We start from the raw sequence: 12,753 nt of genomic DNA on the forward strand, positions 1-12,753 counted from the left end.
AAATGCCTTATTGATGCGCTTTCCGGCTTTGTGGAAGAATGGCTGCCATAGTGAATTTATAAGGTGATGTCCGTGATCGACGCTGACGGCTTTCGGCCTAACGTTGGCATTATCATTGTCAACCGCCAGGGCCAGCTGCTTTGGGCGCGTCGGGTAGGACAGAATGCGTGGCAGTTTCCCCAGGGAGGCATCAAGGCAAACGAGACTCCACAACAGGCCCTGTATCGGGAACTGGAAGAGGAAATCGGCCTGACGGCGGCCGATGTCGAGGTGCTGGCCTGTACCCGTGGGTGGCTGCGCTACCGCTTGCCACGACGCATGATACGAACGAATTCGCGGCCGGTGTGTATCGGCCAGAAACAGAAGTGGTTCCTGCTGAAAATGCGTTGCCAGGACAGCCGGATCTGCATGGATGGAACGCCCAAGCCGGAATTCGACGGCTGGCGCTGGGTCAGCTACTGGTATCCGCTGGGACAGGTGGTGCCCTTCAAGCGGGAGGTGTACCGGCGAGCCCTGCGTGAGCTGGCGCCCCGCGCCCAGCGCCTGGCCCTGATGGGGGAGTAGCTCCGAAGGACCCGCGCCGACGAGGCTCCTTTCAATCATTACAAGAAGATACGCTATGCTCGACGTCCTTCGCCGCATCGTTCAGGAGGTCAACGGGGCCCGCAGCCTGGATGCGGCCCTGGCCACCATGGTGCGTCGTATCCGCAAGGCCATGCGCACCGACGTCTGCTCCTTCTATCTCTATGATACGGAGCAGGAGTGCCTGGTGCTGATGGAGACCATCGGCCTGCGCACCCAGGCGGTGGGGCACGTGACCCTGCGCCTGGGGGAGGGCCTGGTCGGCCTGGTCGGCCAGCGGGAAGAACCCCTCAACCTCGAGGATGCGCCGGCCCACCCCGCCTACCGCTATTTCGAGGAGACCGGCGAGGAGCGCTTCTCCAGTTTCCTCGGCGTGCCCATAATCCATCAGCGTCGCATGCTCGGCGTATTGGTGGTGCAGCAGCAGGACAAGCGCCGTTACGATGAAGGCGACGAGGCCTTCCTGGTGACCATGGCCGCCCAGCTGGCCGGTGTGCTGGCCCATGCCCTGGTGACCGGTACCCTGAGTCGTCCCACCCGGGCCGATGGTCAGGCGGTCTTTACCGGGGTGGCCGCCTCGCCGGGAATGGCCATCGGCGAGGCCCGGGTGATCATGCCTCCCGCCGACCTGGACAGCGTCCCCGACCTGATTCCCACCGATACCGAATACGAGATCAAGCGTCTGCAGGACGCCATCTACCGGGTGCGCGACGAGATCCGCGCCACCGGCGAGCGCCTGGCCAGCCGCATCAGCGCCCAGGAGCTGGCGCTGTTCGAGGTCTATCAGCAGATGCTCAGCGATGCCGCCCTGGGGCAGGAGGTGGTCAAGCGCATCCGCGAGGGGCAGTGGGCCCCGGGGGCCCTGGCGGACGTGGTGCGCCGGCATGTGCAGTACCTGGAGCGGGTCGACGACGACTACCTGCGCGAGCGCGCCGCCGATGTGCGTGACCTGGGGCGCCGGGTGCTGGCCCACCTGCAGGAGGAGAGTCCCCAGACCCCGGACTCCTACCCGGCCCGCACCATCCTGGTGGGTGACGAGATCAGCGTGGCGAGCCTGGGGGAAGTGCCCCGGGAGAAGCTCGCCGGCCTGGTGGCGGTGCGTGGCTCCAGCACCTCCCATGTGGCGATCCTGGCCCGCGCCATGGGGATTCCCACCGTGCTGGGCATGGTCGATCTGCCGTTGCCCCGGCTCAACGGCACGCCGGTGGTGCTGGACGGCCACCGCGGGCGACTGATCGTGCGTCCCGGGACCGAGATGCGCAGCCACTACCAGACGCTGATCGACGAGGAGCAGGCCCTGACCGAGGTGCTCGAGCACGAGCAGGACCTGCCCAGCGAGACGCCGGACGGTCACGCCATGGCGCTGATGGTCAATACCGGCCTGGCGGTGGACGCGGTGGCGTCCCTCAAGCCGCGTATCGGTGGGGTCGGGCTCTACCGTACCGAAGTGCCCTTCATGATCACCGAGCGCTTCCCCGGGGAGCAGGAGCAGACCCGCCTCTACCGCGAGCAGCTCGAGAGCTTCGCGCCCCTGCCGGTGGTCATGCGTACCCTGGACATCGGCGGTGACAAGGACCTGCCCTACTTCCCCATCGACGAGGCCAATCCCTTCCTCGGTTGGCGGGGGATTCGCGTGACCCTGGATCACCCCGAGGTGCTGATGGTCCAGCTACGGGCCATGCTGCGCGCCTCCCAGGATCTCGATAACCTGCAGATCCTGTTGCCGATGATCACCAATGTGGACGAGGTGGACGATGCCCTGCGCCTGCTCGACCGCGCCCGCGCCGAGCTGGCGGAGGAGGGGGTGGCGGTGCCCCGGCCCCGGGTGGGGGTGATGATCGAGGTGCCCGCCACCCTCTATCAGTTGGGGGCCCTGGCCGAGCGGGTCGACTTCTTCTCGGTGGGCAGCAATGACCTGACCCAGTACCTGTTGGCGGTGGATCGCAACAACCCCCGCGTCGCCGACCTCTATGATGCCTGTCATCCGGCGGTGCTGGTGGCCCTGGCGCGGCTGGCCGAGGAGGCCGCGGCGCTGGGCATGCCGACCTCGGTATGCGGCGAGCTGGCCGGCGATCCGGCCGGGGCCCTGCTGCTGATGGGCATGGGCTTCGAGGTGCTGTCCATGAATGCCCCCAGCCTGCCTCGCGTGCGGGCCGCCATTCGCCGCGTGCCCCTGGCGGATGCCCAGGCCCTGGTCGCCGAGACCCTGAGCCTCGGCAGTCCCGCCGAGGTGCGCGGCCTGCTCAATCGACGCCTGGAGGCCTGGCAGCTGATGCATCTGCTGCCCCCGCAGGATTGACGTCGAGGCCTCGGCGCCCCTCAAGCTCTCAATCTAGCGGCCGATACTCCCGGCTCAGGAACCCGGCTTCAGGGTGCGGCGGGTCTCGCCCTCCCGGCGCCCCCCGGGGCCGAAGCGTCGCTCGGTGATCTCCACGCCCTCGTCCCGGTGCCAGCGCAGCCAGGTGGTGGCTCGGGTGCCATAGGTGTCGCCGCGGATAAAGGCGGCGGAGAGGCGCCGTTCCAGTTCATGGCCGACCCCGGTGTCGGGCAGGCGGGAGGCATCCTGGTATTCCTGGCCATCCCCCATGCTGGCCAGGGCGCTCAGCGGCCAGTCACCCCGGCTCAGGCTCTCCGCCAGGCCCTCGCGGCTGGCTAGCAGCTTGGGCCAGGGGGTGTCGAGGTCGGCATTGGAGAGGCCGTGCAAGCCGGGAGCGACCCGTTGCAGGGTCAGGGCATGGCGGCTACGGTGAACATGCCAGAGGCGGCGGCCCTCATCGGCCACCAGCAGGTTGAAGCCGGCATAGCGCCACGCCTCACCGGCGGCCAGGTGTTCCAGCCAGGCTTCCAGGTCATCGCAGCTCAGGGCCTGGCGAACCAGCTCGCCCCGGCTGGGCGCTCGCCTGGGCACCACCAGGGCCGGGTCGCGAACATTGGTGATCGTGGCCAGGCGGCCGCGACGATGCAGGGCCAGCCAGGAGCCGCCGGCCTCCAGGTCGCGTCCGCCGAGGATTCGCGGGGCGTCGGGCCAGTCGCCCAGGGCGGCGCTGGGGCGGGCATGGAATTCGTCCCGATTGGCCACCAGGTGCAGCCAGTGGGGGGCATCGGGCCGGTAGGCGAAGGCGATCAGGCACATGGCCGCTAGCTTATCCTCGAGGCCGGTGGCGTGGAACCCCGAGGCGCTGCCGGGCAGTTGAAAGGGGCCTTCATGACAGCTCGGGGCGTCAACAGTAAACTCTGATCATGGGTTAATGACGACAGGGGTAGGGATGCGACTCGATTCTGGCAAGGGAGTGCTCTGGAAGCGCCTGGTCTGGCCGGCGCTCGGGCCCTGCCTGGTGGCCGAGCTGGGGCTCTTGCTGGTGTGTCTGCTGGCCGGGCTGCTGGTGTGGCGCGGCAATGGCGGCCCGGGGCTGCTGATGTTGCCGGTGGCCGGGTTGCTGTCGGGGACCGCCCTGGTGATCACCACCTTCCTGCTGCTCCTGCAGCGCCGTTTCTATCAATGGGAGCTAGGCTTCGAGGCGCCCTGCGATCAACTCGAGAACGCCCTGCGGGAGCTCTACAGTAGCCTGCCGCCACGCCTGAAACATCATCGCCTGCTGCCGCCCCGGGACCCGGAGGAGGGCGTCGAACAGCGCCTCCGGGGATTGTTGGAGAGCCTGCAGTCGCTGCTCGAGCGCCTCGCCCAGCGGCCGCAGCTCGAGGCCATGCTGGACTCCCTGCCCCGCCCCGCCTTCCTGGCTCACGAGGGGGTCCTGCTCGAGGTCAACCGCCCCCTGGAGCAGTTGCTCGGCCGACCGCGCAGTGCCCTGGAGGGGCTGGAGCTCGGCTATGTGTTGCGCCATACCGATACTCGGGCGACGGATCTCTGTGTGCGGCTGCCCCTGGCCAAGGGGGGCTGGCAGGAATTCCGCCTGTTGCGCCTGGAGGATGAGCAGGGCTTCAGCCTGGGGTTGCTGGAGGACCTGGACGAGCAGCGCCAGAGCCTGAACCAACTGACCCAGGCGCGGGATCGCGCCCGTCAGGAAGCCAGCCTGCAGGCGGGCTATCTGAAGTTGCTGCAGCAGGAGCTGGCTCCCCTGCTGGAGGCCGTTCGGCAGGCCCCGGGGCGGGCGCGCGACGAGGCGTCGATGCTGGAGTCGCGCCTGCAGGGGCTCGCCGACCTCCTGGCCAGCCTGGTAGATGGCGCCTCCTCGTCCGATGAGGCAACCGCGCCGCAGGAGTCGGAGTCGTCGCCGCGGGTGCTGATCGTCGACGATGGCCCGGTCAACGTGATGCTGGCGCGTCAGGTGCTGGAGAGCGAGGGGATGCGGGTGGTCACGGCCCCGGGGGGCGAGGAGGCCCTGGCCCTGCAGCGCGAGCAGCATTTCGACCTGGTGTTGATGGATATTTATATGCCGGGCCCGGATGGCCTGGAGGCGACGCGCCGCTGGCGAGAGCACGAGGCGCATCACGACGAGCCGCGCAGTATCCTGGTGGCCCTGACCGCCAATGCCAGCGAGGCGGATCGCCGGGAATTTCACGAGGCCGGCATGGACGACTACCTGGCCAAGCCCTACCGCCCCCACACCCTGATCGAGCTCGTGCGCCGCTGGCTGCCGACCAGCGTCCGGCGCTCGATCTCATGACGCCAGGAACGGCTGGCTCCCCACGCTGTCCACTCTTCTCTTCTCGCTCGTTGATCCGTTGAATAGGACTCCGCATGTTGAACTATCCCGCCATCGATCCGGTGGCCATCTCCCTGGGGCCCCTGGCCATCCACTGGTATGGATTGATGTATGTGGTCGGCTTCGTGGCCGCCTGGTGGCTGGGCTGCCGCCGTGCCGCTCGCCTCGGGCTGACCCGGGACGATATCGGTGACCTGATCTTCTATGCCGCCCTGGGCGTGGTGCTGGGCGGGCGCCTGGGCTATGTGCTCTTCTACGGCATGGATCGACTGCTGGAAAATCCGCTGTGGATCGTCCAGGTCTGGGATGGCGGCATGAGCTTCCACGGCGGGTTGATCGGGGTGCTGCTGGCGGCGCTCTGGTTTGCTCGCAAGAAAGGCCTGGCCTTCTTTGCTCTCACCGATTTCGTCGCGCCCCTGGTGCCCATCGGCCTGGGCGCCGGACGCCTCGGCAACTTTATCAATGCCGAGCTGCCGGGGCGCATCACGACCCTGCCCTGGGGCATGCCCTTTCCCGGCATGGGGCCCGAGCCGCGCCACCCCTCGGCGCTCTACGAGGCGGCCCTGGAAGGCCTGGTGCTCTTCGTGGTGCTGTGGTGGGTCTCCGCCAAGCCCCGCGCCCGTGGGCTGATCTCGGGGCTCTTCCTGGTGCTCTACGGTCTCTTCCGCTTCGGCGTGGAATTCGTGCGCCTGCCCGATGCGCATATCGGCTTTATCGCCCTCGGTTGGGTGACCATGGGCATGCTGCTGACGCTACCGATGATTCTCGCCGGGGTGGCGTTGATGCTCTGGTCGCGGCGCCAGCCGACGCCCTGATCGGGAGGTGGGAAGGCGAGCCGGGGAGGCGTCTCCCAACGCTTCTCCGGCGCGTGTAGAATAGCGCGCATCATTTCTTGACCGTCGGAATCGCCGTGACCCTCGAGACCGCTTCGCAAGCCGCTGCCCTGGAGCAGCCCTACCTCGACCTGATGCGCCAGGTGCTCGACCATGGCGTGGAGAAGCACGACCGCACCGGGGTGGGCACCCGCTCCCTGTTCGGCCATCAGATGCGTTTCGACCTGGCCCGGGGCTTCCCCCTGCTGACCACCAAGAAGCTTCATCTGCGCTCGATCATCCACGAACTGCTGTGGTTCCTGGCCGGCGATACCAATATCGCCTACCTCAAGGAGAACGGGGTGCGCATCTGGGACGAGTGGGCCGACGCCGACGGCGAACTGGGGCCGGTCTACGGTTACCAGTGGCGTAGCTGGCCCGACCCCAAGGGGGGCTCGGTGGACCAGATCGCCAAGCTGGTGGAGCAGATTCGCACCAACCCGGACTCCCGGCGGCTGATCGTCTCCGCCTGGAACCCGGCCCAGGTGGACGAGATGGCGCTGCCCCCCTGTCATGCGCTCTTCCAGTTCTATGTGGCCGAGGGTCGGCTCTCCTGCCAGCTCTATCAGCGCAGTGCCGATATCTTCCTGGGCGTGCCCTTCAATATCGCCAGCTATGCGCTACTGACCCAGATGGTCGCCCAGGTCTGTGGCCTGAAGCCCGGGGAGTTTATTCATACCCTGGGGGACGCCCACCTCTACCTCAATCATCTGGAGCAGGCCGAGCGGCAGTTGACTCGCTCGCCCCTGGCCGCCCCCCGACTCTGGCTCAATCCCGAGGTCGAGGACCTCTTCGCCTTCCGCTTCGAGGATATTCGTATCGAGGGCTATGAGGCGCATCCCCATATCAAGGCGGAGGTGGCGGTATGAGTGGCGATTCTCGAGTGCCGGTGGCGATGATCGCCGCCCTCTCCTCCAATCGAGTGATCGGCGTGGATAACCGGCTCCCCTGGTATCTGCCCGAGGATCTCAAGTTCTTCAAGCGCATGACCCAGGGCAAGCCCCTGGTGATGGGGCGCAAGACCTTCCAGTCCATCGGCAAGCCCCTGCCGGGGCGGCTCAATATCGTGGTGACCCGGGACGCCGATTTCGCCCATCCCGGGATACGCGTCTGCCATGACCTGGCCAGTGCCCTGGATCTCGCCGAGCAGCAGGCGCGTATCGACGATGCCGAGGAGATCATGGTGATGGGCGGTGGCGAGATCTATCGTCAGGCGCTGCCTTGGGCCAGCCGCCTCTACCTGACCGAAGTGGACCTGACCCTGGAGGGGGATGCCTATTTCCCCGAGCTCTCCGAGGCGGACTGGGAGGAGGCGCAACGCGTGGCGGGAACGCCGCCCGAGGGCCAGCCGAGCTATCACTTCGTGGCCTATCGGCGCCGTTGAGCGGCAGTTGTCATCCTGCCGCGGCTGGCACAGACTTGGCGAAGGCATGGTAGCGAGGGAGGGGACGTCTTGAGCAGCGAAGCGAATCGACACCTGCTGGCGGCGCTGGAAGGCCAGATCGAGCGCCGGCTCGATGAGTTGAGCGAGGCCCGGCGACGGGTCGCCGAGCTGGAGGCGCGCAATCGCCGCCTAGAGGCGGACAACCTGGCCCTGCGCCGTCGCCTCGAGGCCGAGTCCCCGGAAACCGGCGTGCCCCGCAGCCAGGGACTGGCGGCCCTGATCGGGCGGCGTCCGCGTGCGCAGGAGCCCGCCGCTGCCGGGGAACCGCCGGCTTCCCAGGCAGCGCCCGCTTCCGAGGCGTCGCTCCCTGCTCGGGAATCGCTTTCTTCTCGGGAGTCGCTCTCTTCCCAGGAATCGCTCCCTGCTCGGGAGCCGCTCCCTGCTCGGGAATCGCTCTCTTCTCAGGAGTCGCTCCCTGCTCGGGAGTCGCGCTCTTCCCAGGAATCGCCTTCTCCTCAGGAATCCCTCCCCATCGACGCGCCGCCCTCGCCCCAGGCGCTGCTGGCCCAGTGGTATCGCCGCTATCCCCAGGCCTTCTTCAAGGGCCATACGCGTCCGCTAAAGGTGGGCATCCATGAGGAGCTGCTGGTTCGGGAGCCTTGGCCGGAGAAGCTGGTGCGCCGGGCGCTGGCCTGCTATGTGCACCTGCCGCGCTACCTCAAGGCGGTGCGCGCCGGCGCCCAGCGGGTGGGGCTGGACGGCGAGCCTGCCGGCGAGGTCACCGACGGCGAGGCGCGTTACGCTCACCGCCAGTTGGAGGCCTTTCACAAGGAGCGTCGTGGCCGGGGCAAGTCCGCAACCGGCAAGTCTGCGAGGGGCAAGGCGTCAGCGAAGGCGGCCAAGGCATCGCGTCAGGCCGCCCCCTCCGGCGGGCGCGAGGGGCAGGGCGACGCTGGCGGCCGGCCGCCTTCCTCGGCCGCCGGGCAGGCCGATCCCCAGGCGCGTCTGGCCAGCAAGCTGGATGCGCTGTTGGCCAAGCATAATCGCTAGGCCATCGGCCCTCTTTACTCCACCGTCTTCACGGCTCGTCACGAGGGTGCGACCCTGGGTCGCGCCCTCGTGCGCTCCTGACTAATACAGCGTTGAGCGTCATGGGCTTGTCATGTGGTCCCGGCAGGCTATGATGGGCCGGGTGCGCAGGGACCGCGTCATAGCGGGTTAGGTGCCTCGATACGGGAAGCAGCGATAGGAAAACAGTGTTTTTTTCTTGTTGCGTTCTCCAAATTCCCGGTATAAGGTTCTTCCTGCGAGCATTGGACTATAACAAGGCTTGCTCAGGTGGCCGGCACGGCGAGTTCCAGGAACGGGCTCCCGTAAGGCGCCGGGAAAGCCGACTGCACTACGCAGTAACGATCGAAACAGTAAGCTAGTAAGGACATATCGAGATGAAAAAGACTCTGTTAGCGACTGCCATCGCCGGCGCCATGGGCCTCTCCGCCGCTTCCGCTCAGGCCGCCACCGTCTACAACCAGGACGGCACCAAGCTGGATATCTACGGCAATATCCAGCTGGCCTACTTCAACGTCCAGGATGAAAACGGTAACAGCGAAGACGAGATCGGCGATAACGGCTCTACCTTCGGCTTCGCCGCCGAGCACGTGATCAACGCCGGCCTGACCGGTTACCTGAAGCTCGAGTTCGACGACTTCCAGGCCGACGAAATGGCCGTTGCCGGTCGCGACGCTGGCGATACCGCCTATGTGGGCCTGCGCGGCGACTTCGGTGACGTGCGCCTGGGTTCCTACGATACGCTGATCGACGACTGGATCCAGGACCCGATCTCCAACAACGAAGGCTTCGATCTGTCTGATTCCGACAGCTTGATTTCTAATGTTGGCACTAACGACCGTCAGGGCGATAAGCTCACCTTCACCTCTCCGAACTTCAGCGGCTTCCAGTTCGCCGTGGGTACCCAGTTCAAGGGTGACGCCGAAGAGAATGAGTTCGAGCTGACTGCCACTGACGGCTCTGATTACGAACACACCGTTCGCTCCGATTCCAATGCCTCCTTCTTTGGTGGCGTGAAGTACACCGTCGGTGCCTTCTCTATCGCCGCGGTCTACGACAACCTGGATAACTACGACGGTGAGATCACTGACACCGGTAGCAACCCTGATCTGTCTCTCGGGGAGTTTGAGCTGGGTGACCAGTACGGCGTAACCGCTCAGTACACCATCGACTCCCTGCGTCTGGCCGCCAAGGTCGAGCGTTTCGACTCCGAAGACTCCAACAGCGACGTGGACTTCTATGCCCTGGGCGCGCGTTACGGCTACGGCATGGGCGACGTCTACGGTGCCTACCAGCGCGTTGACGTGGATCAGGGTGATGATCGCGACGAGGTCAACATCGGTGCCACCTACAACCTGTCCGACGCCATGTACACCTGGGTCGAGGCCGCCTGGTACGACCAGGAAAACGACGAAGACGACGCCGTGGGCGTGGGTATCACCTACCTGTTCTAAGTCGTCTCCCGGCGCTAGCTACAGCGTCTGATGGAACGATCGAAAGCCGACCCCCCGGGGTCGGCTTTTTTTATCGGGATGCCCGGCCGGCATGCTAATCTCGCTGGCACAGCAGAATGGTCCCGATCGTTAGCAACAAGGAGTCCCATGAACGTTTCCAAGATAGCGATGGCCCTGGTGGTCACCGGGCTCGCCGTCGGCGAGTCGGCCCTGGCCCAGAGCACCATGGAGCAGCGCTTCCGCGAGGAGGGGCGCCAGCTCGACCTCACCGGCTTCTTTAATGCCGAGAGCGACGCCCGTAGCCGCACCTTCAATTTCGGCAGCGAGCAGGAGCACGCCTTCGAGGTCACCGAGGCGGGCACCTATGAGCTGCGCAGCGAGCTGGCGGGAGGCTATGCGCCCGACTATCGGCTGCGCCTGGCGCTGCTCGATAGCGAGGGTGCGGCGCTGGCCCGCTTCGAAGGGCGCGGCGAGGACCTGGCGCTGCGCCAGACGCTTGGCCCGGGGGAGTATCGCCTGCGGGTCGAGGGCCAGAAGTTTGGCGCCCGGGGCCAGGGCGCCCGTGGCTTCTATCTGACCGTCAATGGCCTCGAGGGGGTCAGCGTCGCCGCCGGCGACGGCGGCATCCTCTTCAGTCGCGGCGAGGAGAGCGACCAGGCCTTCGTGCGCAATAGCGAGCGCTCGGTGCGTCTGGGCGCCGGCGCGTCAGCGGGTGCTTCGGCCGAGGCGGCTGGCGCCGGTAGCCAGGCCGTCGAGACGGCGAGTGCCGGCGCCGAGGCGCAACCCGCCGAGCGCCAGGCGGCCGCTGAACCCGTGGAGCCCGAGGTGCGCGAACTGGTTACCGATGTGCGGATCCGCGCCCGGAGCGAGGTGATGCGCTTCGAGATGGCCGAGGAGGGCCGGGTGGCCATCGCCACCTCCACCTATCCGCCGGGCTACGAGAGCACCTACCGTATCGAACTCGAGGTAGTGGACGGCCAGGGGAATGTGGTGGCCGAGGGCGCCGGTCAGGGCTTCGACGGCAATGTGACCATCGAGCCGCGGCTGCCCGCGGGTCAGTACCGGATTCGCGTCCAGGGCCAGAAGTTCGGCACCGGGATGTCCGGGGTCAATAACTACGAGCTGCGGGTGCGGCTGCTCGACTAGTCGCGCCTCGCTCTCGCCGCAACAAACAGGACGACGGGCCCATCTGGGCCCGTCGTCCTGTTTTGGGCGCACTAACCCGTTTGGCGCGCCATAAAGAGCCCCGACCATTGATGGCCGGGGCAAGATCGGAAACAGGCGAAGCCGCAAGGGGGCCTCTCGGCCCGCGGGCTTAGAAGCTGTACTGCACCATGCCCTGCAAACGCAGGGCATCGCCGTCGCGGCCATCGGCCACTTCGCGAGTGTGGTAGCCCGCCTCGATGCCGTAGGTGACGTTGCGGATCGGCGACCAGATATAGTTCAGGTGCACCACCTCGAAGGTCTCGTTGGCGTCGTCGGTGAGGGCGCCGGCGGCGACCGCCTCGTCCAGGTCGGCCTGGGCCACGCCATAACCCAGGGTGACATTGCCGGGGCCGGCGGCGGCGGTGATACCCAGGGTGCCGCCGGTGGCGCTGATGGTCTCCAGGTCGCCACTGGCCGGGTCCAGATAGGCTGGAGACGCCGGGTTGCCCTCCAGATAGCCGCCGATGCCGTCGCCATGGGTCAGGGAGCCGCGCAGGGTCACGCCCTCGGCCACCTGGGCGCTGGCCTCCAGGTTCAGGCCCCAACCGAAGGCGCTGTCCTTGCCGCTATCGGTGGTGCCGGTGGTGTCGTATTCCAGGTTGCGCAGCACGGCGGAGGCGCCATAGTTGAAGCCGTCGACGCCGCCCTGATAGCGCAGGGTCAGGTCCGGTAGCTGGCTCTTGGTGTCATCCGCGGAGGGGGAGCCGCCGAGGTTTTCGGGATCCTCCAGGGCCACCGAGAGGCCGCCCGTGGTGTAGCGCAGCTGGGCCTGGCGGCCCGCATTGCCCTGGCCAGGCTCCGGGGTGAAGTCGATGGTCGGGTTCATGCCCAGGAAGCCGCCGAAGTTGGTCCAGGTCTGGCCGGCCAGGATGCCGTTCCATTCGCCGTAGGCGTGACGCAGGCGGAAGCTGCCGCCGCCGCCGCCGCCGAAGAAGTCGCCCTCGATACGGGTCTTGAGCACGCTGTCGCCGGCGGGGGTCGCGGTGGAGAAGCCCAGGCGGCTCTGGAAGGCGTGGAGGGTGGTGTGGCCATCGGAGCCGGCCTGGTCATCCAGGCGGATCAGGGTGCGGTTAGCGCTGTTGCCGAGGTCGGCATCCAGGTCATGAATGATATCCAGCTTGGCATAGCCGTAGATATTGGCGGTGGTCTCGCCGACCTGGAGCTCGTAGGCCTGGGAGGCGCCGGCGATCGCCAGGGCCAGGGTGGCGGTCGAGAAGAGTCCGGCTTGCTTGATCTTGTTGTGAGTCGTCACGTCTTGTTCCTTGTTTGCTTGCGTGTCGTGATTGTCTTCGGCAGGTCTTATTTTTTTACGTCAACTATCGAGAGTATCCCCGGTGTTTTCTCCGTATATCCCGATAGTTGCCTGGTCACGGTATCTCTGTGCGGCGTTGATGACAATAATGTGATACCTAGACAAAGGTTGTGTATGAAAATATGTAGCGCAATTTCGTGGCGTCAGGGCGCAGCGAGCTGCCGGCTCCGGGGGAGAGTGGGCGGAAGGGCGGGGTGAAGGGCGGGGTGAA

Annotated in this window: 11 protein-coding genes; 9 read left to right on the forward strand and 2 right to left on the reverse strand. The window is 66.6% G+C overall.

The window, feature by feature from the left end:
* Window positions 1-72 precede the first annotated feature (72 nt).
* Together NFU04_RS10510 and ptsP are read left to right on the forward strand one after the other, a co-directional pair.
* The gene (locus tag NFU04_RS10510; RefSeq protein ID WP_146804195.1) at window positions 73-564 is read left to right on the forward strand and encodes an RNA pyrophosphohydrolase; all 492 of its coding nucleotides are present in this window, start codon (window positions 73-75) and stop codon (window positions 562-564) included.
* Window positions 565-619: 55 nt separating this feature from the next.
* The gene (ptsP, locus tag NFU04_RS10515) at window positions 620-2,881 is read left to right on the forward strand and encodes a phosphoenolpyruvate--protein phosphotransferase (protein ID WP_251309391.1); all 2,262 of its coding nucleotides are present in this window, start codon (window positions 620-622) and stop codon (window positions 2,879-2,881) included.
* Between the two features lie 54 nt (window positions 2,882-2,935).
* Here the strand turns inward: ptsP and NFU04_RS10520 are convergent, their stop codons facing one another.
* The gene (locus NFU04_RS10520; protein WP_251309392.1) at window positions 2,936-3,715 is read right to left on the reverse strand and encodes an NRDE family protein; all 780 of its coding nucleotides are present in this window, start codon (window positions 3,713-3,715) and stop codon (window positions 2,936-2,938) included.
* A gap of 133 nt (window positions 3,716-3,848) precedes the next feature.
* Here NFU04_RS10520 and NFU04_RS10525 point away from each other — a divergent pair, with 133 nt between their 5' ends.
* The 7 genes from NFU04_RS10525 to NFU04_RS10555 all read left to right on the forward strand — a co-directional run bounded on the left by NFU04_RS10525 (window position 3,849) and on the right by NFU04_RS10555 (window position 11,170).
* The gene (locus NFU04_RS10525; RefSeq protein WP_251309393.1) at window positions 3,849-5,207 is read left to right on the forward strand and encodes an ATP-binding response regulator; all 1,359 of its coding nucleotides are present in this window, start codon (window positions 3,849-3,851) and stop codon (window positions 5,205-5,207) included.
* A 74-nt stretch (window positions 5,208-5,281) separates the two neighbouring features.
* Entirely contained in the window at window positions 5,282-6,061 is a 780-nt protein-coding gene (gene lgt / locus NFU04_RS10530; RefSeq protein WP_251309394.1) for a prolipoprotein diacylglyceryl transferase, read from the forward strand.
* A gap of 152 nt (window positions 6,062-6,213) precedes the next feature.
* Entirely contained in the window at window positions 6,214-6,987 is a 774-nt protein-coding gene (locus tag NFU04_RS10535) for a thymidylate synthase (RefSeq protein ID WP_251309400.1), read from the forward strand.
* A complete protein-coding gene (locus tag NFU04_RS10540; RefSeq protein WP_251309395.1) occupies window positions 6,984-7,502 on the forward strand; it encodes a dihydrofolate reductase in 519 nt (172 codons plus the stop codon). The genes NFU04_RS10535 and NFU04_RS10540 overlap by 4 nt, the downstream gene beginning before the upstream one ends.
* Window positions 7,503-7,571: 69 nt before the next feature.
* Window positions 7,572-8,552: a ProQ/FINO family protein gene (locus NFU04_RS10545; RefSeq protein ID WP_251309396.1), complete on the forward strand. Its 981-nt coding sequence runs from the start codon at window positions 7,572-7,574 to the stop codon at window positions 8,550-8,552.
* Between the two features lie 395 nt (window positions 8,553-8,947).
* On the forward strand, window positions 8,948-10,024 hold the full coding sequence (locus tag NFU04_RS10550) for a porin (protein WP_251309397.1): 1,077 nt from the start codon (window positions 8,948-8,950) through the stop codon (window positions 10,022-10,024).
* A gap of 147 nt (window positions 10,025-10,171) precedes the next feature.
* Window positions 10,172-11,170 (forward strand): hypothetical protein, encoded by a 999-nt coding sequence (locus NFU04_RS10555; RefSeq protein ID WP_251309398.1) that lies wholly within the window; start codon window positions 10,172-10,174, stop codon window positions 11,168-11,170.
* 169 nt (window positions 11,171-11,339) lie between these two features.
* Here NFU04_RS10555 and NFU04_RS10560 read toward each other — a convergent pair whose 3' ends face one another.
* The gene (locus NFU04_RS10560) at window positions 11,340-12,482 is read right to left on the reverse strand and encodes a DcaP family trimeric outer membrane transporter (protein ID WP_251309399.1); all 1,143 of its coding nucleotides are present in this window, start codon (window positions 12,480-12,482) and stop codon (window positions 11,340-11,342) included.
* Window positions 12,483-12,753 lie beyond the last annotated feature (271 nt).

Source organism: Halomonas sp. NCCP-2165, assembly GCF_023708045.1.
In the GTDB taxonomy this organism is placed as follows: Bacteria; Pseudomonadota; Gammaproteobacteria; order Pseudomonadales; family Halomonadaceae; genus Bisbaumannia; species Bisbaumannia pacifica.